Source organism: Pseudomonas sp. BB438 (genome assembly GCF_057180225.1).
Genome location: NZ_CM170001.1, coordinates 5263549 through 5290237, shown reverse-complemented (window position 1 = coordinate 5290237; position 26689 = coordinate 5263549). Strand labels below are relative to the sequence as shown.

Sequence of the window (26689 nt, the reverse complement as noted above, 5' to 3'; positions counted from 1 at the left end):
GGAATCGGGTGGAGGGTCATCGCTACAGTCCTCAGAAGTGCCAGATCACGTCGACGAAGGCGTGGTGCATGGTCGAGTCGACGTGGCTGCCGTAGGCATCGCCGGGCTTGAACACGCCGCCACGGAAGCGGATCAGCGCCGACGGCTCGTCGATCGCCTGGCTCATGGACGCCGGCAGCAGGCCCTGCTTGAAGTACTTGGTGACGACGAGGTCGACTTCCTGGCCGATGTCCTTGGAGTCGTTGACCAGCGGAGCGGTGATGCCGCTGTTGCCGATGTCCGAGTCGCTGTCCACGCGGCGGAACTTGTTGTAGATGACGCTGGCGTCATAGTCGTCGCGCAGCTGCCAGGAGCCGAACAGCGTGGCGGCTTCAAGGTTCGACAGCTCACCGCGGAAGGCTTCGCCGAAACGGTGCGCGCGGGCACGGGTGCCGGTGAAGTTGGAGCGGTTGCTCTCCAGTCCCGTCTGTTCGAACTGGTCTTCGCCGTTCTTGCCGCCGCCACTGCCGCGGGCATAGGCACCGCCGACGCGCCATTGCTCGTCGATGTTCCAGCGCAGGCCCAGGTCGGCGCCGTAGGCGTCCACGTCGCCGCTCTGCTTGCCGGTGGCGATGCGTTCGCCATTCACCGGGGCGGTGGTCAGGCGGTCGCGGTTGCCGGTCAGCCAGGTGGCGCTGGCCCAGTAGTTGATGGGCATCTGCGAGCGCCAGTTGTAGCCGTCGCCGTTGGCCTCGATGCCGACCCAGGTGAGGTCGCCGGTGGAGCGCTTGTCCAACGAGTCGACGGTGTCGCCCGGGTCCGGCAGGCTGCCGCTGTCATCGGAATGGTGCACGCGCAGGCCGACCCAGTGTTGCGGCATCCACTGCGTGGAGATGTCGCCGAAGACGTGGGTGCGGTCCTTGTCTTCCGGTGCCAGGTCGGTGATGTCGGTGCGGTAGTCGGAGAAGCGCTGAGCGGCGCCGAGGTGGGCGCGCAGCAGGGTGGTGTCGAAGGTCCAGTTCAGGGCTTCGATATTGGTGTCCTGCCACATGCCGCTGTCTTCGCGCAGGCGCTGGCGACCGAAGCGCAGGTGCTCGCCGGGGTACTGGGTGAGGCCGGCGTAGTCGACCCAGAACTCGCGCAGGGCGAGGTAGGCGTCGTCGGGCTCGCGCTTGTTGTCGCTGCTGCTGCGGTTGCCGGTGTTGACGTCGTCGTTCTGCAGGGTGTCGGTCTGGATGGTGTCGGTGGCGGCGACCGCCTGGCCCATCACGTAGGCGCTCCAGTCGCCCCATTGGCCGAATGCCCAGGGGCGCAGGTCGAGGCCGATGCCGTTGAGGTCGCCGCCGCGGGCGGTGCCCAGGTCGCGGTCGTCCTCGGATTCGGCGGTCACCTTGATGTCGATGCCGAAGTTCTTCGGCGGCTCTTCGGCGGCGTGGGCGAGGCTGCCGAACAGGGTGCCGGCGAGGCTCAGGCCAACGCCGAGCATGGCGGGGAACAGGCGGGCGCGGCGGACAGCGGAAGCCAGAGCGCGCGGCTGAACTCCATCGACGAGAACAAACAGCGGGGTGGTCATCGGGTCGGTGCGCTTCATAGATTTTCTTGTTCCTGGTTGTTCTGCAGAAGGCTGACGGTGGCTTGCCAGTTGGCGCCGCGAGCCTGTTCTTCACGCTTGAGCAACTGCTGGGCCGCACTGCGGTCGGCCGGCTGGATCTGCGGTTCGATCTGTGCCATCAGGTCGCTGGCGGTGGGCACCTGCTGGCGCTGCGCGAGCTCGCCGAAGACGTAGGCATTGACCAGGTTCGGGCGGATACCGCGACCCTGCGAATAGAGCTGGGCGAGGGCCATGTCGGCGCTGGCCTGGCCGGCGCGGGCGGCGATGATCAGGTGATCCACGGCTTTCTGCGGGTAAACCTGGCCAAGGAAGCCGCGGCGGTAGATCTGGCCGAGGTAGTAATGCGCCTGGGGTTCGGTGGCGGCGGCCTTGAGCAGGTGCTGTTCGGCTTTCTGCGGCTCCTGCGGGGCCCACTTGCCGTCGTAGTAGAGGCGCCCGAGCAGCAGCTCGGCGCGGGGCTGCGCGGCGTCCTGGGCCTTCTTCAGGTAGTCGAGCATCTGGTCCAGGTCGCCCAGGTCGGGGTTGTCGTATTGCAGCTTGGCCAGGCTGACCCAGGCGGCCGGGTAGGTCGGTGCGATTTCGTTGAGCAGCGCCTGCGCGGCCTGCGGGTCGGCGGTGCCGATGTTCGGGTCGGCCAGCACGCCGGCCACCGACTCGACGCGCTCGGAGGGCACGCGGCCGGCCTTCCAGCCTGCCTTGAGCGCTTCGAGGTGGGCTTTCTGCTTCTCTGCGTTGCCCTGCTTCTGGTACACGGTGGCCAGTTCCATCCAGCACACGTCCATGCGGCTCAGCCAGCGCTGGCAGACCTGTTCGACTTCGCCCAGGTGCTGGTCGTAGGTGCCCTGGGTGCGGTACAGGATGATCTGCGCCAGGTCCGCCTGCGGCAGGCCCTGGGTGCGCCACTGGTCGATACGCTGCTGCGGGTTCACGTTCGGCCAGGCTTGCGGGTACTGCAGGTAGAGGACGATCAGCGGCACCAGTGCGCTGTCCTCGCCTTCGTTGAAGGCGCGGGTCAGCAGTTGCTCGGCTTCGCGGTGCTCGGCATCGGTGCCGCCGGGCTTGGCCGCCAGCCACTTGCCCAGGCGAGCGCGGGCGCGCGGCGAACTCTCGGCGGCTTCGCGGTAGAGCTTCTCGGCGCGGGCCTGCTCGTCGGGGTCGCCGGTGGCGGCCTGCATGTCGGCCAGTCCGACCTGTGCGTCGGCGTAACCCATGGTGGCCAGGGCCTGGAAGTTGGCCTGGGCCGTGGCCATGTCGCCGCGCTCCAGGGCCTCCTGGGCCAGGCGCTGATCGGGCAGGCCGGCGCATCCGGCAGCTGCGCCGATGGCCAGCGCCAAGGCTAGGTGAGGGGCAAGTCGTGAGACAGGTCGATTCATGCGGGCGGTCCTCTTAGCGGGCAGTGGCCAGGGCCATCGCCTTGTTCAGCAGGGTGCGGCCCGGCAGGCCGCCGATGCTGACTTCAGTCGGGCGGCCTGCCATCTGGCTGTCGAGCGGCTGGTCGGGGGTGATCTGCACACGGATTTCCGAGGACAGGTCACCGTCCACCGGCGCGGTGCGCAGGATGCGGCCGCCGCGCACTTCGCTGTCGCCGGCGACCTGGAAGTTCACGTGGGTGCCGGGAGAAAGCTCGGCGGCGTTGCGGTAGGGGAAGCGGGCTTCGACGGTGGCGGTGCTGTCGCGCGGGGTCAGGGTGAAGATCACGTCGCCCTTGTTGGCGAACTGGCCGTTGGCGACGCGCTGCTCCACCACGCGGCAGTCGCAGGGGCTGGTGAGGGTGCCCTTCATCTGGTGGCCGAAGAGCTTCTCGATGTTGCTCGGGTTGAGCTGTTCTTCGGTCAGGTTGCCCTTGAGCAGGTCCAGCAGGTTGGCGGAGAAGGAGGCGATCGGTGCGCCCTTGGCGACTTCCGCGCCCGGCTCCACCAGGCTTTCCACGGTGCCTTCGCGGGGCATGGTGATCTGCTGGTTGGCCACGCTGACCACGCCGGAATCGGCATGGGTGACGAAGTACAGGTTGTAGATCTGGTTGAGGATTACCGCGAAGGCGCCGACGCCGACCACGAAGATCGCGGTGCTCACGGTGACCGCGCGGAAGCGGCCGAAGAAGCCCATGCCGCCGGAGCCGGCAGCGTGCTTGCGGGCCTTGGTGAAGTTCTCGCGCTGCAGGGTGTTGAGCATATCGCCGACGCTCACCACTTCACCGGCCAGGTAGGAGGTGATCAGGTAGCGCAGGGCGGCGATCTCGCGCGGCTTCAGGTGCTGGAATTCGCAGCCGACGCGGCTGGTCTCGCGGTCATAGGAGCGCACCTGGAATTCCACTTCCAGCGAGAAGCTGATGCTGTCGATCTGGAACAGCAGCTTGCCCTTGTGCAGGTCGCCGACCTGCACCGGGGAGTTGTTCGCTGAAGTGAACGCGAAGCCGCCGGCGGACAGGTCCAGCAGGCGCGCATCGACGCCTTCGCGGTGGGATCCGATGAAGCGGATACGGGCGGGCAGCTTGACCCGGGCGTGCTGGCGCTGGGCTTCGGATTCATGCACGACATTGACGTTGACGGCGGTATTCATGAGGTCGAGTCCTGTTCGTAGCTAAGTTGGGAGTCGGGTCAGACGATGGTCAGCAGTACGGCGACGAAAACGCTGGCCGCGGAAAAGGTCATGGCGCGCGAGGACCAGGTGTTGAACCAGCGCTGGAAGCTGGCCAGTCCGCGGTCGAGCTTGGTGTTCTGGCGGGTCCACGACTGCTGGTCGAGGCGGAAGAACACGTAGATCTTCACCAGGGCACCGACGATCTGGTTGTAATAAAGGATGGCGGGGTAGGCCGGCCCGATGTGGTGGCCCGACAGCGACAGCAGCAGGGTCAGCACGAGGCGGGTGATACCGATCCACAGCAGGTAGATGAGCAGGAAGGCGATGCTGTACTTGATGCTGGCGATGATCGCGGCGACCAGGCCGAGCAGGCAGGTCCACATCGACAGGCGCTGGTCGAACAGCACCACGCTGGTGAACCATCCCAGGCGTTGCGGACCCAGGGCCAGGGCGCGGGAGTTCTGCCGCAGGTTGTTGCCGTACCAGCGGAACATCAGCTTGCGGCTGGCCTTGATGAAGCTCTTCTCCGGCGGGTGCTCGACCGTGTTGATCGCCGCGTCCGGCACGTAGAAGGTGTCATAGCCCAGGCGCATCAGGCTGTACCAGCTGGACTTGTCGTCACCGGTGAGGAACTGGAAGCGGCCCAGGCGCCAGTGGTCCAGGTGGTCGCTTTCCACGTCGGTGATGAAGTCCGGGTCGGTGACCACGGCGGCGCGGAACACCGACATGCGCCCGGTCATGGTCAACACGCGCTTGGACAGGGCCATGGAGCACATGTTGATGTGGCGCTGGGCGAAGCGCAGCTTGTGCCATTCGCTCATCACGTAGCTGCCCTGCACTTCGCAGAATTCGTTGGTGGTCAGGCCGCCGACGTTGGGGAAGAGCTTGAACCAGGGCACGGTCTTCTTCACCACGCCGGGCTCGAGCACGGTGTCGCCATCGATCACCGCGACCACGGCGTGTTCGTCCGGCAGGTGGCGGGAGATGGCGCGGAAGCCGTGGGCCAGGCCGTCACGCTTGCCGGTACCGGGGATGCGCACGAAGTCGAGTTTCACGTGGTCCGGCGGGTTGAGCTTCTGCCACTGCTGCTTGATCAGCACCTCGTCGGACATCTCGACGATGGAGCACACCACGGTGGTGGGGTAGCCGCAGGCAATGGCTTCTTCGATGACCGAGCGATAGACCATCGAGGTGGTCAGCGCGTCGATGCGGAAACTGGTGACCATCAGGTACACGTGGGACGGGTCTGCCGCCTCGCCGAGCTTGCGCATCTTGCGGCGGTAGTGCGGGTAGACCACGTAGAGGAACAGCATGCCGCGCAGGAAGTGCAGGCCGCCCATGGAATAGCGCCAGATACCGACTGCGCCGATCAGCAGCAGGAAGTCCTTGGATTCGGCGTCGAATACGGTCGGTGGCACGAGCAGCGCCAGCAGCATCAGCAGGCTGAGAAAGACCAGCCAGCCGGTGGCTTCACCGATCACTCGTTTGTAGGTTTCCATCGTCGTCTATCCGTTTGGTGGGGCTTGGTCACCGGCCCGCCTGGGCGGGCCGGTGACCGGCGCATTTGCGGTCTGAAGGCATGGATTCGATTGAGCGAGCTAGAGTCCGGTTAGGCGGAGAGGGACGAGGAAGCGGAGTGCACTGAAGTGAATGAGCATTTCCGGGTTCCTCTCCACCGACACCGGGCCGACGCGCAGCCGATCGAAACCCAGTTACCAGCAGATGCCTTCGGCGCGGTCGTCTGTGGTGCTCGGCATGAAGCCGATCAGGTCGACCACCTTCTTGCCTTGCGGCGCCTGTTTCACCACGTCGACGAACAGCTCGTCACCGTTGCCCAGCACCAGCACGTCGGAGGACTTCACGACCGCATCCAGGTCCGAGACCAGCAGCGAGGAGACATGCGGGATCTTCGATTCGATGTACTCCTTGTTCGCGCCATGGACGCGGGCGTACTCGACGTTGCGGTCGAAGATCTGCAGCTCGTAGCCCTTGCCGATGAGCATCTCGGCCAGTTCCACCAGCGGGCTTTCACGCAGGTCGTCGGTGCCGGACTTGAACGACAGGCCGAGCAGGCCGACCTTGCGGCTGCCATGGGCGGCGATGATGTCGAAGGCCTTCTGCACCTGGTGCTGGTTGCTGCGCATGATCGAGCCGAGCATCGGGTGCTCGATGTCCAGCTGGCTGGCGCGGTAGGTGAGGGCGCGCACGTCCTTGGGCAGGCAGGAGCCGCCGAAGGCGAAGCCGGGTTTCATGTAGTAGCGCGACAGGTTCAGCTTGCGGTCCTGGCAGATCACGTCCATCACCTCGCGGCCATCGACGCCGACGGCCTTGGCGATGTTGCCGATCTCGTTGGCGAAGGTGACCTTGGCGGCGTGCCAGACGTTGCAGGTGTACTTGATCATCTCGGCGACCTCGATGGTCTTGCGGATGATCGGCGCGTCCAGCTCGCGGTAGATCTCTTCCAGCAGGTCGCCGGTCTGGCTGTCCAGCTCGCCGATGACGGTCATCGGCGGGAAGTCGTAGTCCTTGATCGCGGTGGATTCGCGCAGGAACTCCGGGTTGGTGCCCACGCCGAAGTCGGCGCCGGCCTTCTTGCCCGAGCAGTCTTCGATGATCGGGATCACCACGTTGTTCACGGTGCCCGGCAGCACGGTGCTGCGCACGACCACGGTGTGGCGTTCTTTCTTCTCGCGGATGGCGTAGCCGATTTCACGGCAGACGGACTCGATGTAGCCCAGGTCGAGGTCGCCGTTCTTCTTGCTCGGGGTGCCGACGCAGATGAACGACACGTCGGTATCCAGTACGGCCTTCTTGAAGTCGGTGGTGCCCGATAGGCGGCCGGTGCGGATGCCCTGCTCCAGCAGAGGCTCCAGGCCCGGCTCGACGATGGGCGATTTCCCGTTGTTGATCAGGTCGATCTTGGTGGTGGACACGTCCACCCCAACGACTTCATGGCCTCGTGCGGACAGGCAGCCGGCACATACTGCGCCAACATACCCAAGACCAAAGATGCTGATACGCATCGCATTCACCTCTTCAATGGTCGAGCTGTTTAAAGTTGCCCTGTCGGGCGTTTTTAAAGGTTGCAAGAACCCCCGGAGTTCACTGTTGAAGTGATCTCCGTACTTCCTTCCAGGCAGGCATGGGAATCGAGTGCTAAACTTTCGAGCACAGTCTTGGAGCAAACTAAGAATGTTTGCCCTGTTATGTTTCAGGCGGATTGCAAAGTTGGTGCATTCTCCGCCTGGCGTGCTCCAGTCTGGTTAGATGATTGCCTCGTCATCTGAAAAGTTCAGTTATTTCATGTGGTTGCAGTTCTGGTTAAGGATTGGCGAGAGTCAATCGGAATAACCTTGGAACTAAAACTTCCACCGTCCATCACGGCACTGTTGCGTGGCCATCGATGGTCGTTGCGCAAATAGGATTTATCCGAAAGTCGGTTAGTTCCTTCCGCCCATCTCGTCTCTGAAATTATTTGAAATATCCATTTGATATCACCTGATGCTGCAGTGGTGGCAAAAGCTTTGGTGTTTTACCTAATGCAAAGTGCAACGTCGGGGAAAGTTCCATTGAATTTTTCGTTAAAAACGACCGGCTATCGTCGTCAACACATTCGTTCAGCTCCGGTTCAGCTTTCCCTCTTGCAAAGTGCAATCGTGAAATGCATGTCATGGCCAAATGCTGGTAATGGCGAATGGACTACAAGTCGGGTAGCGAATCAGGACGATTTCCATCCATTCGACCTGTCTGGCGGGTCGAAAAAATTTCTCACGATTAATCCTGAAGCAGACGAACGGTCATTTTGACCTTTTTCACTGTAGGGTTTTTAAGGGGTGTTTTGGACAGAAAACGTACAGTTTCGCCCCCTCCGGATGTGCGCTCGTATGGTCAATGGCTTACAGGCCAGTTGGAATCAGGGGCGATTCGGGGGGCGAAATAGAAGGGAAGCGGGGGCGGCAATTTGCGCTGGGCGCCTGCAGTAGGAGCGGGCCATGCCCGCGAACCGTCGGCAGAGCCGGCGGTTGCACCCGCTTCGGTGTTGCAGGTTGACGGAGATGGGCTTCTTCGTAGGCGCGAGCTTGCTCGCGAACTGCCCAACGCGCCCGCTCCCTGTGGGAGCCGGGCATGACCACGATCACGCCCACTGGGCGTTCCTGCAGGTTCTGCGCGCAAATGAAAACGGGAGCCCCAGGGCTCCCGTTTGGTGCAGCAGAACGCGAATCAGTCGTCAGCGTGGTCGCGCAGGAATACCAGTTGATCGGCCTTGGAGTGCTCGGCACTGTACGCATAACCCGCGTAGTTGAAGTCCTTCAGGCCCTCGGGGTGGGTCAGGCGCTCCTTGATCACGTAGCGCGCCATCATCCCGCGGGCCTTCTTGGCGTAGAAGCTGATGATCTTGTACTGGCCGTTCTTCAGGTCCTTGAACTCGGTGTCGATCACCCGTGCGTTCAGGGCCTTGCGCTTTACCGCGCCGAAGTACTCGTTGGAGGCCAGGTTCAGCAGGACGTCGTCGTCCTGCTCGACCAGGGATTCGTTCAGCCAGCCGCTGATGCGCTCGCCCCAGAAGGCGTAGAGGTCCTTGCCACGGGCGTTGGCCAGCCTGGTGCCCATTTCCAGGCGGTACGGCTGCATCAGGTCCAGCGGGCGCAGCACACCGTAAAGGCCGGAGAGCATGCGCAGGTGGCGCTGGGCGAAGTCGAAGTCGTCTTCGCTGAAATCCTCGGCCTGCATGCCGGTGTAGACGTCACCCTTGAAGGCCAGCAGCGCCTGCTTGGCGTTGGCGGGCGTGAAGTCCGGGTGCCAGCTGCCGAAGCGCGCGGCGTTCAGCCCGGCCAGCTTGTCCGACAGGTGCATCAATTCGGCGATCTGTGCCGGGGCCAGTTCCCGCAGGATGCCGATCAGCGCCTGGGCATCGTCCAGGTGCTCGGGCAGGGTGAAGCGCGGCGTCACCGGCGCGGTGTCGTAGTCCAGGGTCTTGGCGGGCGAAATCACCATCAGCATCGTGCGGTCTCCTACAAGCGAGCGGCGATTGTAAGGAGTCGCGGGCGTTGGCTCCACCTATGGAGGCGATTAGTGCCAAGCCAGGTGCGGGATCGACATCGGTAGCGGTTGGCGGAAGAGGGCGGCCTTCGGCGCGGGTGACCGGGGTAGACGCGGTGCGGGTCTAAGGGACTGATCCGTCGAGGGAAAGGCGAGGAATCGCGGGAGGTGGGACCCCTAAAACTAGCGCTGTCCGGGGCCGTCGCCAAGGTATTTCGTCGTACGACGAAAAAAACCTTCTTAGGAAGGAAAAAGACTTTTTATCGTCATGTTTTTTCCTGTATTTGTTGAGACGTAGACCGCCGAACCCTGCAGACAGGTGGCGGCCCCGGCCCGGCCCGTCTCTTGTTGCAGTGCCCTCGAGCCTACGTCTCGAGAGCAGGTGGCTCACCGCACGGCGGAGCGCTGTAAAGGCATTCCGTCGAACGCTCCCACAAGAGGTGACCCGCGTATGGATGACCACGGACGCTCCCGCCCCACCCAGCCTACCCTGTACGTCCTCGACACCAACGTCCTGATCCACGATCCCAACGCCTTGCTGAATTTCCAGGAGCACCACGTCGCGATCCCGATGACGGTGCTGGAGGAACTGGACAAGCTCAAGACCGGCAAACACACCGTGGCTGCGGAATGCCGTCAGGCGATCCGCCTCATCGACCAGGTACTGGGCGAGGCCTCGCCCGAGCAGGTAGAGGATGGCGTGCCCATCCAGCGCGGCAAGAGCGGGCCGTGCGGCAGCCTGTCGATCCTCATGAGCAAGCGCGCCGAGCCGATCACCTGGCTGCCCGAGCACCTCAACGACAACAAGATCATCAACCAGCTGGTGGAGCTGAAGAGTCGCCATAGCAGCAAGCGCGTGGTGCTGGTCACCAAGGACATCAACATGCGCCTGAAGGCGCGTGCCTGTGGGGTATTCGCCGAGGACTACCACACCGACCAGCTGGTCGATGACATCAACCTGCTGTCGCGCGGCTACCACTCGCTGAGCGGATCGTTCTGGGACCGCGTCAGCAAGGTGGAGACCCGCCAGGACCATGGGCGCACCTGGCACCGCGTGCAACTCACCGACAACCTGCCGGCGGTGCACATCAACGAGTTCATCGTCGATGAGCAGGGCTTCGTCGGCTGGATCAAGGGCATCGATCAGGACGAGCTGACCATCCTCGACCTGCACCAGGAGCCGCTGCTGCACCAGGAAGCCTGGGGCCTGCGTCCGCGCGATGTGTACCAGTCGCTGGCGCTGTACGCGTTGCTGGACCCGGACATCCACCTGGTCAACCTGTCCGGCGCCGCTGGCTCGGGCAAGACCATCCTTGCCCTGGCTGCCGCCATCGAGCAGACCATGGTCACCAAGCGCTACAAACGCATCATCGCGACGCGCAGTGTGCAGGGCCTGGACGAGGACATCGGCTTCCTGCCCGGTACCGAGGCGGAGAAGATGGAGCCCTGGCTCGGCGCAATCACCGACAACCTCGAAGCGCTGCATTCGGACGATGAGTGCACCCATGGCAGCGTCGACTACATCCTCAGCAAGGTGCCGCTGCAGTTCAAATCGCTGAACTACATCCGCGGCCGCAGCTTCCAGCAGAGCCTGATCCTGATCGACGAATGCCAGAACCTCACCCCGCACCAGATGAAGACCATCATCACCCGCGCGGGCAACGGTTCGAAGGTGGTCTGCCTGGGCAACCTGGCGCAGATCGACACTCCCTACCTGTCGGCCACCAGCTCCGGCCTGACTTACCTGACTGAACGCTTCAAGGACTTCCCCCACGGCGTACACGTGACCCTGCAAGGGGTGCCGCGCTCGGTGCTGGCGGAGTTCGCCGAAGCCCACATGTAACGCAATCCAGGCCCGCCCCCCGGCGGGCCTGTTCTTTCTGTTCGAGGTTGTTCGCGAGCAGCCAGCAGCACCGATGATCACCTCGAACGCAGAACCTGCAGGAGCGCGCTTGCGCGCGAACCCGGCCAGGCTTCGGGCACACCGCTCGTACCTCTTCTTGTATACAATCCTCCCCCCAACGCGCCGTCCGCAGCTCCGCAGGCCGCGCGTACCGGGAGTACACTGTTCCCCTGATCCACCGGAGAGTTCCCAGCCGTGCTGACCCATCTCGATTCCCAGGGCCGCGCCAACATGGTCGATGTCACCGAAAAAGCCGTGACATCCCGTGAGGCCGTGGCCGAAGCCCGGGTGCGTATGCTCCCGGCCACCCTGCAGCTGATCCAGGACGGCGGTCACCCCAAGGGTGACGTGTTCGCCGTGGCGCGCATCGCCGGTATCCAGGCGGCGAAGAAGACCCATGACCTGATCCCGCTGTGCCACCCGCTGCTGCTCACCAGCGTCAAGGTCGAGCTGGCCGCCGAAGGCGAGGACACCGTGCACATCGTCGCCCGCTGCAAGCTGGCCGGGCAGACCGGTGTGGAGATGGAAGCGCTGACCGCCGCCAGCGTCGCCGCGCTGACCATCTACGACATGTGCAAGGCCGTGGATCGCGGCATGACCATCGACAGCGTGCGCGTGCTGGAGAAGCTCGGCGGCAAGAGCGGTCATTACGTTGCTACCGATGGCGTAGCGGGAGACACCCCATGATCCGCGTGCAGTACTTCGCTCGCTACCGCGAAGCCCTCGGCCTGGACGGCGAGCAGCTTAACTGGAGCCCGTCCCTGGCCAGCCTCGACGACCTGCGGCGCCTGCTGCTGGAGCGCGGCGGCGCCTGGGACGTGCTCGGCGAACAGAACCTGATGTGCGCGCGCAACCAGGAGCTGTGCTCCCTGGGCGAGCCCCTCGCCGACGGCGACGAGGTGGCGTTCTTCCCCACCGTCACCGGAGGCTGAGCCCATGGCGATCCGCGTCCAGCCGGCGGCGTTCGATCCGGGTGCTGAACTCAACGCGATGCACGCCGCCAACGTCGGCGTCGGCGCAGTGGTCGGTTTCGTCGGCTACGTGCGCGACTTCAACGACGGTCGCGAAGTGGGTGGCATGTTCCTCGAGCATTACGCCGGCATGACCGAGAAGGCGCTGGCGAAGATCGAGGTCGAGGCCAATGAGCGCTGGCCACTGCTGCGCCTGGAAATCCTCCACCGCATCGGCCGCCTGGAACCGGGCGAGCCCATCGTCTTCGTCGGCGCCGCCAGCGCCCACCGCCAGGCCGCGTTCGACGCCTGCAACTTCGTCATGGACTACCTGAAGACCCGCGCGCCGTTCTGGAAGAAGGAAGACACCACCGAAGGCCCGCGCTGGGTCGAAGGCCGCTGCAGCGACCAGGCCGCTGCTGACCGCTGGAAGAGCTGATCCGCCTGGCAGCAGAGTTTCCCGGTCGGAGGGCGCCATGCCCGCGATCGCACGCATGGCGCGCTCCTGCAGATTGACTCCGATGCCCCGCTCGCGCCGGGGCAGTACCTCCTAGGAGGAATGGGCGGTAGAGGGGAAGGGGCGCAGGCTGGCGCCAGCCTTTTTGCTCCGTCATGGAGAGCCCCTCATGAGCCATCTCAGCACCCCGGATTTCCTGCCGCTGGAAATCGCGGTCCTCACCGTCAGCGATACCCGCAGCCTGCACAACGACACCTCCGGCCAGGCCCTCGTGACCTCGCTGCAGCGCGCCGGCCACGCCCTCGCCGAGCGCCGGTTGGTGATCGACGACATCTACCAGATCCGCGCCGTGGTTTCCGCCTGGATCGCCGACCCCAAGGTCCAGGTCGGCCTGATCACCGGTGGCACCGGCTTTACCGCCCGCGACAACACCCCGCAAGCCGTCGCGCCGTTGCTCGAGCGCACCGTGGATGGCTTTGGCGAACTGTTCCGGCAGATTTCCCGCGAGGAAATCGGCACCTCCACCCTCCAGTCCCGCGCCATCGCCGGCATCACCAACGGCACGCTGATCTGCTGCCTGCCCGGCTCCACCGGCGCCTGCCTGACCGCCTGGGAAAAGATCCTCGTGCAGCAGCTCGACAGCCGCACCCAACCCTGCAATTTCGTCCCTCATCTCAAGCGCCTGCCCGAGCGCCCGGTGCTGGCCTGCGGTACACGCTCGTGAACGGCTGCGGTTGTTCCGGCTCCGGCCTGCGCCCGGTGGACGAGGCCATCGCTGCGCTGATGGCGTTCGTTCCTGCGGCGCCGCCGACCGTGCGCGTCGACCTGGAGAATGCCCTGGGTCGTATTCTCGCCAAGGACGTTCACTCACCGATCGACCTGCCGCTGTGGGACAACAGCGCGATGGACGGCTTTGCCCTGCGCAGCGCTGATACCGTCGCCGGGGCTCGGTTGACGATTGCCGGCACCATCGCCGCCGGCGAGACCGCCCAGGTCGAATTGCACACCGGCCAGGCCCTGCGCATCTTCACCGGCGCGCCGTTGCCGCCAGGGGCGGACAGCGTGATTGCCCAGGAAGACTGCACGGTCGATGGCGACTGGCTGCAGGTGCCCGCGGTCGCCCATGGCAGCCATGTGCGCCGTCGTGGTGAAGAGCTTCGCGAAGGCGATGCCCTGCTCAGCGCCGGGAAGACACTGCGCGCCCAGGACCTTGGCCTGCTCGCCAGCGTCGGCCTGGACCGCGTCAACGTGTACCGGCCGCTACGCGTCTGCCTGCTGAGCAGCGGCGACGAGTTGCGCGAGCCGGGCGAGCCGCTGGAGCCAGGGCAGATCTACAACGCCAACCGCTTCAGCGTCGGCGCACTGCTGCGTGGCTGGGGCATCGAGGTACACGACTACGGCGTGCTGGCCGACACCCTGTCGGCCAGCCGCGACGCGTTGAGCCTCGCCGCGTCCGAATGGGACGTACTGATCACCAGTGGCGGGGTGTCGGTGGGTGATCGCGACTACCTCAAACAGGCGATTCGCGAGCTGGGCGAGCTGCATCTGTGGAAGCTGAAGATGCAGCCGGGCAAGCCGCTGGCGTTCGGCAGTATCTCGGGCAAGCCGTGGATCGGCCTGCCAGGCAACCCTGCCGCTGCGCTGGTGACCGCACTGGTGGTGGCGCGACCATTCCTCTGGCGTGCCCAGGGGCGCAGCACGGCCGACACCTTGCCGGTCACGTTGCCGGCGGGCTTCGATTGGCCCACGGCCAATTCGCGCCGGCAGTACCTGCGTGCGCGCCTGGAGCTGGACAGCACCGGCGTGGCACGCATCTGCCTGCATCCGCAGCAGGGTTCGGCCATGCTGCGCGCGGCGAGCTCGGCCGATGGCCTGGCGGTGGTGGAGGCCGGGCGCACCCTGCGCGCCGGTGAGCCGCTGCCATTCCTGTCTTTCAGCGAACTCGGCGCCTGACGCCGTTCCCGGCTGCCGGCGGGGGCCGGCAGCCTCCGCATAGCCCGGGGGAAGCATGCAACTGGTCTGCCCGGCGGGGAGTCTGCCCGCCTTGAAATCGGCCCTGCGCGAGGGCGCCGACGCGATCTACGTCGGCTTTCGCGACGACACCAATGCCCGGCACTTCGCCGGCCTCAACCTCGATGACCGCCAGTTGCGCCAGGGTGTGGAACTTATCCACAGCGCCGGCAAGCAGCTGTACGTGGCGGTCAACACCTACCCCGGCGCGGCCGGCTGGGCCCGCTGGCAGCGGGCCGTGGACCACGCCGCCGATCTCGGCGTGGATGCGCTGATCGCCGCCGACTGCGCGGTGCTCGGCTACGCCGCCAGGCGCCACCCGAATCTCGCGCTGCACCTTTCGGTGCAAGGCTCTGCCACCAACGTGGCGGCGCTGTCGTTCTACCACGAGCGCTACGGCATCCGCCGCGCCGTGCTGCCGCGCGTGCTGTCGCTGGCGCAGGTGCGCCAGGTGGCGGCGAACAGTCCGGTGCCCATCGAAGTCTTCGCCTTCGGCAGCCTGTGCATCATGGCCGAGGGGCGCTGCCATCTGTCGTCCTATGTCACCGGCGAGTCGCCGAATCTCTGTGGCGTCTGCTCGCCGGCCAAGGCGGTGCGCTGGACCGAGGAGCCCGAAGGGCTGACCTCGCGCCTGAACGATGTGCTGATCGACCGCTATGCGCCAGATGAGCCGGCCGGCTACCCGACCCTGTGCAAGGGGCGCTTCGTGGTCAACGGCGAGCGCTTCCACGCCCTGGAGGAGCCCACCAGCCTGAATACCCTCGACCTGATCCCGCAGCTGGCCGAAGTCGGCGTGGCGGCGGTGAAGATCGAGGGCCGGCAGCGCAGTCCGGCCTATGTCGAGCAGGTCACCCGGGTCTGGCGGCAGGCGCTGGATGCGTGGCAGCGAGCCCCCGAGAACTACCGCGCGCTGACGCAGTGGCAGGACGCCCTGGACAAGCTTTCCGAAGGCCACCAGACAACCCTGGGTGCCTACCATCGTTCCTGGCAGTGAGGGTGTGGTGATGAAACTCAGCTTAGGCCCGGTGCTGTTCTACTGGGACCGCCGGACACTCCTGGATTTTTACGCGCAGATGGCCGATCAGCCGCTGGACGCGATCACCATCGGCGAGACCGTCTGCTCCAAGCGTCGCGCCCTGTCGCTGGACAACTGGCTGGGCCTGGGGCGCGAGCTGCAGCAGCAGAGCGGGGCGGAAATCCTGATTTCCGGGTTGGCTCTGATCGAGGCGGCTTCCGAGTTGTCGGCGCTGCGCCGGCTGTGTGCGAACGGCGATTTGCGCGTCGAGGCCAGCGACATGGGCGCGGTGCAGATACTTTCCGGTCTTGGCGTCGAATTCGTCGGTGGGTCGGCGCTCAATGTCTACAACGGTCACACGCTGGCGGAGCTGCACGCGGCTGGCCTGCGCCGCTGGGTGCCGCCGGTGGAATGCTCCGGCGAGCAGATTCACGCAGTGATCGAACAAGTCCGCGAGTTGGGCATCAACGATGTGGAAACCGAGGTGTTCGCCTACGGCCATCTGCCGCTGGCCTATTCGGCGCGCTGCTTCACCGCGCGGGCAGAGAACCGGCCCAAGGACGACTGCCAGTTCTGCTGCATGAACTACGCGGAGGGCCTGTCGATGCGCAGCCAGGAAGGGATGCTTCTGTTCACCCTCAACGGCATCCAGACGATGTCCGGCGAGGCCAGCAACCTGCTGGCGGACTATGCCTCGCTGCGTGACTGTGGCGCCGATCTGCTACGCCTGAGCCCCCGCGCCGAAGGCATGGTGGACGTCATTCAGGCGTTCGACCGGGTACGCCAGGGCGCCACGCCGCCGCTGGCGGTGGCGGGTTGCAACGGATACTGGCATGGCCGCCCGGGCATGCTGCGCAGCGATGAGGTGAACCTGTGCTGACACTCGAATCCGGCGCCCTGCGCGCCGCCGACCGTCTCCTGCCGCTGGCCGCGCGCGTCCCGTCGGGGCTGCAGCGCGCGGTGTTGCAGCGCGCCGCCAACCGCCTGTTCGCCGAGCCGCTGGCGGACGGTGCCTTCGATATCCTCGACGGTCACTGGCTGCGCCTGGAAGTGAGCGACCTCGACCTGGGCTGGAGCCTCACGCGCGGCCGTGATGGCCTGCGTTTCGCCGAGGCTTGCAGGCCCAGCGTGATCATCCGCGGCAGCTGGCGCGACTTCCTGTTGCTCGCGGGCCGGCAGGAAGACCCGGATACGCTGTTCTTCCGTCGCCGCCTGGTGATCGAGGGCGATACCGAACTGGGGCTGGCGGTGAAGAACCTGATCGACAGCCTCGACCCGGATAGCCTGCCGACCTGGCTGTGGAGCGCCATGCGCCGGGCCAGCCGGGTGGTGCAGGAGAACGCCTGAGTCTCAGGCCGGGGTGCGCACGAGGAACTGCAGTTCCTCGTAGAGCATCTCGAAGTCCTGCACCGGCGCATCCTGGCCGTAGCGTTTCTTCAGGCCGTATTCAGTCAGGGTGATCTCGTGCTCGGCCTTCACCCCGTGGCGCGCCAGGCAGTTCTGCACGCAGTGCAGGTGGCAGCCGTCCACGGCAACGATCGGGCGCCCGGAGCAGGCCTTCTTCACCAGCGCCGGTACGTCGCCACCCACGCCGGCGATGCAGGACATCTCCGCGAGGCCGTCACGGTCCAGGCGCAGGGCGAGATCATTGGCCAGCTGCGCGAGGTTGGAGCAGCCGGAACACGAGTAGACGAGGGGCAGGTGCGGCGAGGGCGGCATGGGGACCTCCAGGGTGAGTCCTGCAGTGTCCTGCTGCCGTGTGCTGTCGCGACATGATCTGAATCAAGTTGGCGGGTGGACTACTACCTGGTAGGTAGGGCGAATACAGCGGAACGCTTGATTCGCCGTCGCAGGCGATCAGACGAGGTGGTTCTCCACCGCCCAGACCGCCGCCTCGACGCGCGAGCGCATGCCCAGCTTGTGCAGCACGCGCTTCACGTGGACCTTCACGGTGCCTTCGGTGATGTCGAGTTTGCGCGCGATCATCTTGTTGCTGTAACCGTGGGAAAGCTGGCGGAGGATCTGCCGCTCGCGGTCGGTGAGCTCCTCGATGCCCTTGGGGCGGTCGTCGCCGCGCAGGGCCTGGGCCAGCACCTGGGTCAGCTGCGGGCTGATGGTCAGCTGTCCGGTGGCGGCCTGGCGAATGTGTTCCAGCAGGCGTTCGGGTTCCATGTCCTTGAGCAGGTAGCCGTCGGCGCCTGCGCGCAGTACGTTGATCACGTCGTTGCGGTCGTCGGAGACGGTGAACACCACGATGCGCGCGTCCTCGCCGTTTTCGCGCATGGCGCGCAGGGTGTCCAGGCCGGTCATGCCCTTCATGTTGAGGTCGAGCAGGATCATGTCCGGCTCCAGCTCTGCCGCCATGCGCAACGCTTCCTCGCCGCTGCCGGCTTCGCCCACCACCTCCAGGTCGTCCTCGAACTCCAGCAGCTGGACCACACCCTTGCGCATCATCGGGTGGTCGTCGACGAGCAGGATGCGCGCGCGGTCATCGGTGGGGGTGGCCGTCATGGGTGGGTCTCCGGGTACTGCGACAGGGGTTTGTGGGTGAAGCGCACGCTGACCCGTGTGCCCTGCGGCTCGCGCGGGGCGATGGCGAAGGTGGCTTCCAGGGTCTGGCTGCGCTCCCGCATGATGCTAAGTCCATAGTGCCCGTTGCGGCTCTGCGCTGGGTCAAAGCCCACGCCATCGTCGTCCACGGTGATGCACACCTGATCGTCGGCATCCTCGAGCAGGGTGACCTTCGCGTGATGCGCCTGGGCGTGCCGAACCACATTGGACAGCGCCTCGCGGACGATCTGCAGGATGTGGATTTCCTCGTTGGGGTTGAGCGGGATGTGCGCCAGGCGGTTGTCCAGCTCGATGGAAAGATCGCCACGCTCGCCGAACTCTTCCACAGTCTTCACCAGCGCTGCCTCGAGGCTGGACTGCTCCAGGCTCAGGCGGAAGGTCGTGAGCAGTTCGCGCAGCTGGCGGTAGGCGCTGTTGAGACCTTCGCGCAGCTCGCCCAGGGTCTCGTCGATCTTCTCGGGCGGCACGTCGCGCTTGAGCAGGGTGGCCAGGCGGCTGACCTGGATCTTCAGGTAGGACAGCGACTGCGCCAGCGAATCGTGCAGCTCGCGGGCGATGGTGCTGCGCTCGGCGAATAGCGCCAGGCGGTTCTCCTGTTCCTGCTGCAGGGACAGGGCGAAGGTACGCGCGATGTTGTCGCAGAAACCTTCGACGAACTGCTGCTGCCAGTCTTCCAGATGACCATCGGGGGTCTCGATGAACAGCTCGCCGAAGCGGTGTTCGCCGATGGACAGCGGCTGCATCAGCAACGGGTTGATACCGCGGATCGGATTGTTGCAGTGATCGGCCTGGGCGCGGCAGTCACCGCAATTGCCCTGCAGGCAGAAGGCGCCGGTGACGCCGTCGGTGGTCAGCGAGGTATAGGCGCGCTCGACGCCGTCCTTGTTCAGACAGAGGGTCACCTTGCCGGCCTGCAGTACCCGTTCGAGCTGGTTCAGCAGCGGCTGCAGCGAGCGTTCGTCGTAGGGATCCTGGCCAAGGCGGCGGGCGCTGTCGTAGAGCAGTTCCAGGCGTTGGTGGCTGTTGGTCAGGTCGCGTGTCTTGTCTTCCACCCGCGCTTCCAGCTCGCGGTAGCTGGCCTGCAGTTCCTCGGCCATCTGGTTGAAGCGCTCGCCCAGCTGGCTCAGCTCGTCCTCGCCGCTGCTGCTGACCCGCGCATCGAGGTCGCCTTCGCCGAGGCGCCGGGCGGTGGTGGTGAGTTCACGCAGCGGACCGACGACGTGGTAGCTCAGATCGTAGAGGCTGATGAACACCACCAGCAGGCTGAGGAACAGGCACAGGCCCTGCACGGTGCTGAGCATCTGCGAGCGGTACTCGGCATTGCGCTGCAGGGTGCCGACGAAGCCGTCGATGTGCCCGACGAAGGTGTCCAGCGTGCTCAGCGCCGGCGCTTCGGAGAGGTCGAGATTCTGCAACTCCTGACGCAACTGGTCGTGCTGCTGCTGGATGGGCGCGTCGGGGCCCGAGCGACGCAGCAGGCGAGTGATCTCGTCGTTGTCCAGGCGGGCTGCGAGGGTCGCTTGCAGGGCCTGGCGGTTGATCGGCGACGGGTCCAGCGCGAGGCGGTAGGTGAGCATGCGCAGGGAGCCGGCCTGGTTGATCACGGCGGCGTCCTGGTGCGAGTAGTCGGCGAACAGCAGGGCGCTGAACATCCCGGCCAGGGCCAGTGAGACCAGCAGCGTGAGGTAGCAGCCGAAGCGCACGACGATGGATTTGCGCAGCGAAGGGCGTCCGGCGGGTGGGCTACCCACAAAGAGTCGGTCGCTGGAAGAGGGGGCGGCAGGCTGCTGTGCGTTCATTGAAAATGCCTTTAAAAACAATGCGTTAAGCATTCGTTTCAGTGATACCCACTAGGAGGTAGCGGCGCGCATCTGCTCATGAATCGCCCGTTGGCTCATTGATGACGATCAAGAGAAGGCAACTACTCCTTACCTAACGTGCGGGCAAAGGCCGTCTGGAAGTGAGCATAGCCATGTTGTCCCACCGTCAGAAACAGTACTCCGTGCTCGGCATGAGCACACTGGCGTTCGCCGTGAACTTCGCGGTCTGGACGATGTTTTCGATCATCGGTATCCGCATCAAGGAAGAGCTGGGCCTGTCCGAGGCGCAGTTCGGTCTGATGGTCGCCCTGCCGATCCTCACCGGTTCGCTGGTACGCCTGCCCCTGGGGTTGATCACCGACCGCTTCGGCGGGCGCATCGTGTTCTTCATCCACATGCTGCTGGTGGCCATCCCGATCTACGGCCTGGCGTTCGCCACGCTCTACTGGCACTACCTGGTGCTCGGTCTGTTCGTCGGCCTGGCCGGTGGCTCCTTCGCCGTGGGCATCGCCTACACCTCGTCGTGGTTCGAGAAGGAACGCCAGGGCACCGCCATGGGCATCTTCGGCGCCGGCAACGCGGGCGCGGCAATCACCAACCTGGTGGCGCCGATGATCGTGGTCGCCTTCGGCTGGCGGATGGTCCCGCAGATCTACTCGGTGGCCATGCTGGTGACCGCGCTGCTGTTCTGGTTCTGCACCTGGACCGATCCGGCCCACACCCAGGGTGGCGACGCCGCCCCGAGCCGTCCGCGCCCGACCCTGGCCAAGCAGCTGGCGCCGCTGGGCGAGCTGCGTGTATGGCGCTTCGGCCTCTACTACTTCTTCGTCTTCGGCGGCTTTGTCGCCCTGGCCTTGTGGCTGCCCAAGTACTACATCGCCGAGTACGGCCTGGACCTTCGCACCGCGTCCTTCATCACCATGCTGTTCACCCTGCCGTCGGGCCTGATCCGTGCCCTGGGCGGCTGGTTCAGCGACCACTACGGCGCCCGCTCGGTGAACTGGGGCGTGTTCTGGATCTGCCTGGTCTGCCTGTTCTTCCTGTCCTACCCGCCGACCACCATGACCATCCACGGCATCCAGGGTGACGTCAGCCTCGGCATCGGCCTGAACGTCTGGCTGTTCACCTTCCTGGTGTTCGTCGTGGGCATCGCCCAGGGCTTCGGCAAGGCCAGCGTGTACCGGATCATCCACGACTACTACCCGCAGAACATGGGCACCGTCGGCGGCATGGTCGGGGTCATTGGCGGCCTGGGCGGCTTCTGCCTGCCGATCCTGTTCGGCTACGCCGCCGATCACATCGGCGTGCGCTCTTCCTGCTTCATGTTGCTGTTCGGCCTGACCGTGATCTGCATGGTCTGGATGCACTACGCGATCAAGCAGCAACAGCGCCTCGACGGCCAGGCCCGAGCGGCCGATGTCGACGCCTCTCCCTTTCCATCCAGCCATTCCTGAGGTAGTGCCGTCATGGGCATGATCAACACTCAACTCAAAGCCGCCAGCGGTCCGCTGCTGATCGACTGGCGCCCGGAGGACCCGGAGTTCTGGGCCCAGTCGGGCAAGCGCATTGCCGCGCGCAACCTGTGGATCTCGATTCCCGCGTTGCTGCTGGCCTTCGCCGTGTGGATGATCTGGAGCACCGTCACCGTGCGCCTGAACGCTGCCGGTTTCAGCTTCAGCAACGAACAACTGTTCCTGCTCGCCGCGCTGCCGTCGATCTCCGGTGCCACCTTGCGGGTGTTCTACTCCTTCATGGTGCCGGTGTTCGGCGGCCGTCGCTGGACTGCGCTGTCCACCGCCTCCCTGCTGATCCCCTGCCTGTGGCTGGGCTTCGCCGTACAGGACCCGACCACGCCGTACTGGGTGTTCGCCATCATCGCCCTGCTGTGCGGCTTCGGCGGCGGCAACTTCGCCTCCAGCATGTCCAACATCAGCTTCTTCTACCCGAAGAACTCCCAGGGGACTGCGCTGGGCCTGAACGCCGGCCTGGGCAACCTGGGCGTCTCGGTGATGCAGTTCGCCGTACCGCTGGCGGTGGCCGGTGGCCTGTTCGGCGCCTTCGGCGGCGAGCCGGAAACCCTGTCCGACGGCACCCGCCTGTGGCTGCAGAACGCCGGCTGGATCTGGGTGCCCTTCATCGCCGTGGTCTCGGTGGCCGCCTGGTTCGGCATGAACGACATCGCTGATGCCAAGGCCTCGTTCCGCGACCAGTCGGTGATTTTCACGCGCAAGCACAACTGGCTGATGTGCTGGCTGTACGTGGCCACCTTCGGCTCGTTCATCGGCTTCTCCGCCGGCTTCGCCATGCTCAGCAAGACCCAGTTCCCGGACATCAACCCGCTGCAGTACGCCTTCCTCGGCCCGCTGGTGGGTGCCCTGAGTCGGCCACTGGGTGGCTGGCTGGCGGACAAGTTCGGCGGCGCGCGCATCACCCTGTGGAACTACGCAGCGATGATCGCCGGCGTGTTCGCAGTGATCAGCTTCCTGCCCGGCGCGAATGGTGCCGGCAGCTTCTTCGGCTTCCTCGGTTCGTTCATCGCACTGTTCTTCTTCGCCGGCATCGGCAACGGCAGCACCTTCCGCATGATCCCGGTGATCTTCCGCAACGAGTGGGCCGTGCGCCTGAAGCAGGGCGGTCATACCGAAGCCCAGGCCGCCAAGAACGCCAGCATGGAGTCGGCCGCGGTGATCGGTTTCTCCGCCGCCATTGGCGCCTTCGGTGGCTTCTTCATTCCCAAGGCGTTCGGCACCTCGCTGGCCATGACCGGCAGCGCCGAAGGCGCCCTCTATGTGTTCGTCGCGTACTACCTGAGCTGCATCGTCGCCACCTGGTGGTGGTACGCCCGCAAGGGAGCCGAGAGCCCCTGCTGATTGCTGTGGCGGGCGCGCCGTGCGCCCGCCGCCAAACCGTTCCGCGAGCTTGATCAGCGTTTGAACGCCCGGCGCAGACCGGGTGAGGAGATACAGATGAGTTACCTGCTCGACCGCCTGCAATTCTTCAAGAAGAAGCAGGGTGAATTCGCCGATGGTCATGGCGAGGTCACCAACGAAAGCCGTGCCTGGGAAAACAGCTACCGGCAGCGCTGGCAGCACGACAAGATCGTTCGCTCTACCCACGGGGTGAACTGCACCGGTTCGTGCTCCTGGAAGATCTACGTGAAGAACGGCCTGATCACCTGGGAAACCCAGCAGACCGACTACCCGCGCACCCGTCCCGACCTGCCCAACCACGAGCCGCGCGGCTGCCCCCGTGGCGCCAGCTACTCCTGGTACATGTACAGCGCCAACCGCCTGAAGTACCCCAAGGTGCGCAAGCCGCTGCTCAAGCTCTGGCGTGAAGCCCGCGCCACCCACAACGATCCGGTGGACGCCTGGGCCAGCATCGTCGAAGACTCGGCCAAGGCGAAGAGCTACAAGAGCGAGCGCGGCCTGGGCGGCTTCATCCGCTCGAGCTGGAACGAAGTCACCGAGATCATCGCCGCCGCCAACGTCTACACCGCCAAGACCTACGGCCCGGACCGCGTCATCGGCTTCTCGCCGATCCCGGCCATGTCCATGGTCAGCTATGCCGCCGGTGCCCGTTACCTGTCGCTGATCGGCGGCGTGTGCCTGTCCTTCTACGACTGGTACTGCGACCTGCCGCCGGCCAGCCCGCAAATCTGGGGCGAGCAGACCGACGTGCCGGAATCGGCCGATTGGTACAACTCCAGCTACATCATCGCCTGGGGCTCCAACGTCCCGCAGACCCGTACCCCTGATGCGCACTTCTTCACCGAAGTTCGCTACAAGGGCACCAAGACCGTGGCCGTCACCCCGGACTACTCCGAAGTGGCCAAGCTCACCGACCTCTGGCTCAACCCCAAGCAGGGCACCGACGCCGCGCTGGGCATGGCTTTTGGTCACGTCATCCTCAAGGAATTCCACCTCGAGAAGCCCAGCGCCTACTTCGTCGACTACTGCCGCCAGTACACCGACATGCCGATGCTGGTGCTGCTCGAGCCGCACACCGACGGCGTGCTCAAGCCGACCCGCTACCTGCGCGCGGCGGACCTGGCGAACAACCTCGGGCAGGACAACAACCCCGAGTGGAAGACCATCGGCCTGGACGAAATCTCCGGCGAGCTGGTGTCGCCCACCGGCGCCATCGGCTACCGCTGGGGCGAGTCGGGCAAGTGGAACATCGAGGAAACCGAAGGCGGCGAGAAGCGTGAAACCCGCCTGGCCCTGTCCCTGATCGACGGTCCGGAAAAGGCCTGCGACGTGGGCTTCCCGTACTTCGCCGGCCAGGACCACCCGCACTTCAAGGGCGTGGACAACGACGAGGTGCTGGTGCGCCGCGTGCCGTTCCGCGAAGTGACCGGCGCCGATGGCCAGACCCTGCGCGTCGCCACCGTGTATGACCTGCAGATGGCCAACTACAGCGTCGACCGTGGCCTGGGCGGCGGCAACGTGGCCGCTTCCTACACTGACGCCGACGTGCCCTACACCCCGGCCTGGCAGGCCCGCATCACCGGCGTACCGGCCGCCCGCGCCATCCAGGTGGCCCGCGAGTTCGCCGACAGCGCCGACAAGACCCACGGCAAGGCCATGGTCATCATCGGCGCCGCGATGAACCACTGGTACCACATGGACATGAACTACCGCGCGGTCATCAACATGCTGATGATGTGCGGCTGCATCGGCCAGAGCGGTGGCGGCTGGGCACACTACGTCGGCCAGGAGAAACTCCGTCCGCAGACCGGCTGGGTCCCGCTGGCGTTCGGCACCGACTGGAGCCGTCCGCCGCGGCAGATGAACGGCACCAGCTTCTTCTACCTGCACAGCTCGCAGTGGCGCCACGAGAAGATCTCGATGCACGAAGTCCTCTCGCCGCTGGCCGACACCAGGCAGTTCCCCGAGCACGCGCTGGACTACAACATCCGCGCCGAACGCATGGGCTGGCTGCCGTCCGCCCCGCAGCTCAACCGCAACCCGCTGCACATCGCCGCCGATGCAGAACGTGCTGGCATCCCGGTGCAGGACTACGTGGTCCGCGAACTCAAGGCCGGCAACCTGCGCATCGCCAGCGAGCAGCCGGATGATCCGCAGAACTTCCCGCGCAACCTGTTCATCTGGCGCTCCAACCTGCTCGGCTCCTCGGGCAAGGGCCACGAGTACATGCTCAAGTACCTGCTGGGCGCGAAGAACGGCGTGATGAACGACGACCTCGGCAAGGCCGGCGGTCCCTGCCCGGGCGAAGTCGACTGGGTCGACGAAGGCGCCGAAGGCAAGCTGGACCTGGTCACCACCCTCGACTTCCGCATGTCTTCCACCTGCATGTACTCGGACATCGTCCTGCCGACCGCTACCTGGTACGAGAAGGACGACCTCAACACCTCCGACATGCACCCCTTCATCCACCCGCTGTCGGCCGCCACCGACCCGGCCTGGGAAGCCAAGAGCGACTGGGAGATCTACAAGGCGATCGCCAGGAAGTTCTCCGAGGTCTCCGTCGGTCACCTGGGCGTGGAGAAGGACCTGGTCACCGTGCCGCTGCTGCACGACACCGCCAACGAACTCGCGCAGCCGTTCGGCGGCAGCGACTGGAAGAAGGGCGAGTGCGAACCGGTTCCCGGCCGGACCATGCCGACCCTGCACGTGGTCGAGCGTGACTATCCGAACACCTACAAGAAGTTCACCTCCCTCGGCCCGCTGCTGGACAAGCTCGGCAACGGTGGCAAGGGAATCGGCTGGAACACCGACAAGGAGATCAAGCTGCTGGGCGAGCTCAACCACAAGGTCACCGAGACCGGTATCAGCCAAGGCCGTCCGCGCATCGAGAGCGCCATCGACGCCGCCGAGGTGATCCTCGCGCTGGCGCCGGAAACCAACGGCCAGGTCGCCGTGAAGGCCTGGGAAGCGCTGTCGAAGTTCACCGGCCGCGACCACACCCACCTGGCGCTGCCCAAGGAAGAAGAAAAGATCCGCTTCCGCGACGTCCAGGCGCAGCCGCGCAAGATCATTTCCAGCCCCACCTGGTCGGGCCTGGAAGACGAACACGTGAGCTACAACGCCGGCTACACCAACGTCCACGAGATGATCCCGTGGCGCACCCTCACCGGTCGCCAGCAGTTCTATCAGGATCACCCCTGGATGCAGGCCTTCGGCGAAGGCTTCGTCAGCTACCGGCCGCCGGTCAACACCCGCAGCACCGACAAGCTGTTCAACAAGAAGCCCAACGGCCACACCGAAATCACCCTGAACTGGATCACCCCGCACCAGAAGTGGGGCATCCACTCCACCTACAGCGACAACCTGCTGATGCTCACCCTGTCGCGCGGTGGCCCGATCATCTGGATGAGCGAGAACGACGCGAAACGCGCCGGCATCGAGGACAACGACTGGTGCGAAGTCTTCAACGCCAACGGCGCCGCGACCTGCCGCGCAGTGGTCAGCCAGCGCGTGAAGGACGGCATGGTGATGATGTACCACGCCCAGGAGCGCATCGTGAACCTGCCGGGCAGCGAGACCACCGGCACCCGCGGCGGCCACCACAACTCGGTGACCCGTGTGGTCCTCAAGCCCACCCACATGATCGGCGGCTACGCCCAGCAGGCGTGGGGCTTCAACTACTACGGCACGGTCGGCTGCAACCGCGACGAGTTCGTCGTGGTGCGCAAGATGAACAAGGTCGACTGGCTCGACGAGCCGGAGCAGGGCGGACTGGGCGGTGACGCTCTGCCGCAACCGCTGCCCCAGGACATTTGAGGATTA

At 65.3% G+C, this 26689-nt stretch carries 21 protein-coding genes; 12 read left to right on the top strand and 9 right to left on the bottom strand.

From position 1 onward, the window contains the following. Nucleotides 1–31: 31 nt before the first annotated feature. From AC1ZV1_RS24375 to yaaA, 6 genes are all read right to left on the bottom strand, one after another. Nucleotides 32–1465 (bottom strand): alginate export family protein, encoded by a 1434-nt coding sequence (locus tag AC1ZV1_RS24375; protein ID WP_484297622.1) that lies wholly within the window; start codon nucleotides 1463–1465, stop codon nucleotides 32–34. A 101-nt stretch (nucleotides 1466–1566) separates the two neighbouring features. Then, on the bottom strand, nucleotides 1567–2964 hold the full coding sequence (gene algK, locus AC1ZV1_RS24370; protein ID WP_484293996.1) for an alginate biosynthesis TPR repeat lipoprotein AlgK: 1398 nt from the start codon (nucleotides 2962–2964) through the stop codon (nucleotides 1567–1569). A 13-nt stretch (nucleotides 2965–2977) separates the two neighbouring features. Further along, complete coding sequence (locus AC1ZV1_RS24365; protein WP_484293995.1) at nucleotides 2978–4150, bottom strand: PilZ domain-containing protein; 1173 nt, start codon at nucleotides 4148–4150, stop codon at nucleotides 2978–2980. A 38-nt stretch (nucleotides 4151–4188) separates the two neighbouring features. Continuing rightward, complete coding sequence (alg8, locus tag AC1ZV1_RS24360; protein WP_484293994.1) at nucleotides 4189–5670, bottom strand: mannuronan synthase; 1482 nt, start codon at nucleotides 5668–5670, stop codon at nucleotides 4189–4191. Between the two features lie 213 nt (nucleotides 5671–5883). After that, entirely contained in the window at nucleotides 5884–7194 is a 1311-nt protein-coding gene (gene algD, locus AC1ZV1_RS24355) for a GDP-mannose 6-dehydrogenase (RefSeq protein WP_484293993.1), read from the bottom strand. A gap of 1198 nt (nucleotides 7195–8392) precedes the next feature. Next, the gene (yaaA, locus tag AC1ZV1_RS24350; protein WP_484293992.1) at nucleotides 8393–9172 is read right to left on the bottom strand and encodes a peroxide stress protein YaaA; all 780 of its coding nucleotides are present in this window, start codon (nucleotides 9170–9172) and stop codon (nucleotides 8393–8395) included. Nucleotides 9173–9662: 490 nt separating this feature from the next. On the opposite strand from yaaA, the gene AC1ZV1_RS24345 reads away from it, so the two are divergent. The 9 genes from AC1ZV1_RS24345 to ubiT all read left to right on the top strand — a co-directional run bounded on the left by AC1ZV1_RS24345 (nucleotide 9663) and on the right by ubiT (nucleotide 16893). Then, entirely contained in the window at nucleotides 9663–11054 is a 1392-nt protein-coding gene (locus tag AC1ZV1_RS24345) for a PhoH family protein (protein WP_484293991.1), read from the top strand. A gap of 255 nt (nucleotides 11055–11309) precedes the next feature. Further along, nucleotides 11310–11801 (top strand): cyclic pyranopterin monophosphate synthase MoaC, encoded by a 492-nt coding sequence (gene moaC, locus AC1ZV1_RS24340; RefSeq protein WP_484293990.1) that lies wholly within the window; start codon nucleotides 11310–11312, stop codon nucleotides 11799–11801. Then, nucleotides 11798–12046 carry a MoaD/ThiS family protein gene (locus tag AC1ZV1_RS24335; protein ID WP_484293989.1) on the top strand — a complete coding sequence of 83 codons (249 nt, stop codon included), beginning with the start codon at nucleotides 11798–11800 and terminating at the stop codon, nucleotides 12044–12046. Before moaC ends, AC1ZV1_RS24335 begins: the two co-directional genes overlap by 4 nt. Before the next feature lie 4 nt (nucleotides 12047–12050). Beyond that, nucleotides 12051–12503, top strand: a complete 453-nt coding sequence (moaE, locus tag AC1ZV1_RS24330; protein ID WP_484293988.1) for a molybdopterin synthase catalytic subunit MoaE — start codon at nucleotides 12051–12053, stop codon at nucleotides 12501–12503. A gap of 187 nt (nucleotides 12504–12690) precedes the next feature. Beyond that, nucleotides 12691–13245: a molybdenum cofactor biosynthesis protein B gene (gene moaB / locus AC1ZV1_RS24325; RefSeq protein ID WP_484293987.1), complete on the top strand. Its 555-nt coding sequence runs from the start codon at nucleotides 12691–12693 to the stop codon at nucleotides 13243–13245. Continuing rightward, complete coding sequence (locus AC1ZV1_RS24320; RefSeq protein ID WP_484293986.1) at nucleotides 13242–14474, top strand: molybdopterin molybdotransferase MoeA; 1233 nt, start codon at nucleotides 13242–13244, stop codon at nucleotides 14472–14474. The genes moaB and AC1ZV1_RS24320 overlap by 4 nt, the downstream gene beginning before the upstream one ends. Nucleotides 14475–14529: 55 nt before the next feature. Next, nucleotides 14530–15525: a ubiquinone anaerobic biosynthesis protein UbiU gene (gene ubiU, locus AC1ZV1_RS24315; RefSeq protein ID WP_484293985.1), complete on the top strand. Its 996-nt coding sequence runs from the start codon at nucleotides 14530–14532 to the stop codon at nucleotides 15523–15525. Nucleotides 15526–15535: 10 nt separating this feature from the next. Continuing rightward, nucleotides 15536–16426 (top strand): U32 family peptidase, encoded by an 891-nt coding sequence (locus tag AC1ZV1_RS24310; protein WP_484293984.1) that lies wholly within the window; start codon nucleotides 15536–15538, stop codon nucleotides 16424–16426. Continuing rightward, nucleotides 16420–16893, top strand: coding sequence for a ubiquinone anaerobic biosynthesis accessory factor UbiT (gene ubiT / locus AC1ZV1_RS24305; RefSeq protein WP_484293983.1), 474 nt, complete (start codon nucleotides 16420–16422; stop codon nucleotides 16891–16893). Before AC1ZV1_RS24310 ends, ubiT begins: the two co-directional genes overlap by 7 nt. Before the next feature lie 3 nt (nucleotides 16894–16896). Here ubiT and AC1ZV1_RS24300 read toward each other — a convergent pair whose 3' ends face one another. From AC1ZV1_RS24300 to AC1ZV1_RS24290, 3 genes are all read right to left on the bottom strand, one after another. Continuing rightward, nucleotides 16897–17265: a putative zinc-binding protein gene (locus tag AC1ZV1_RS24300; RefSeq protein ID WP_484293982.1), complete on the bottom strand. Its 369-nt coding sequence runs from the start codon at nucleotides 17263–17265 to the stop codon at nucleotides 16897–16899. Nucleotides 17266–17403: 138 nt separating this feature from the next. Then, entirely contained in the window at nucleotides 17404–18057 is a 654-nt protein-coding gene (gene narL / locus AC1ZV1_RS24295) for a two-component system response regulator NarL (RefSeq protein WP_192435315.1), read from the bottom strand. Next, nucleotides 18054–19916 (bottom strand): histidine kinase, encoded by a 1863-nt coding sequence (locus tag AC1ZV1_RS24290; RefSeq protein WP_484293981.1) that lies wholly within the window; start codon nucleotides 19914–19916, stop codon nucleotides 18054–18056. Before AC1ZV1_RS24290 ends, narL begins: the two co-directional genes overlap by 4 nt. A 173-nt stretch (nucleotides 19917–20089) precedes the next feature. Here AC1ZV1_RS24290 and AC1ZV1_RS24285 point away from each other — a divergent pair, with 173 nt between their 5' ends. From AC1ZV1_RS24285 to AC1ZV1_RS24275, 3 genes are all read left to right on the top strand, one after another. Further along, nucleotides 20090–21391, top strand: coding sequence for a nitrate/nitrite transporter (locus tag AC1ZV1_RS24285; RefSeq protein WP_484293980.1), 1302 nt, complete (start codon nucleotides 20090–20092; stop codon nucleotides 21389–21391). A gap of 12 nt (nucleotides 21392–21403) precedes the next feature. After that, nucleotides 21404–22807: a NarK family nitrate/nitrite MFS transporter gene (locus tag AC1ZV1_RS24280; RefSeq protein WP_484293979.1), complete on the top strand. Its 1404-nt coding sequence runs from the start codon at nucleotides 21404–21406 to the stop codon at nucleotides 22805–22807. A 96-nt stretch (nucleotides 22808–22903) separates the two neighbouring features. Then, nucleotides 22904–26683: a nitrate reductase subunit alpha gene (locus AC1ZV1_RS24275; RefSeq protein WP_484293978.1), complete on the top strand. Its 3780-nt coding sequence runs from the start codon at nucleotides 22904–22906 to the stop codon at nucleotides 26681–26683. Nucleotides 26684–26689: the final 6 nt, after the last annotated feature.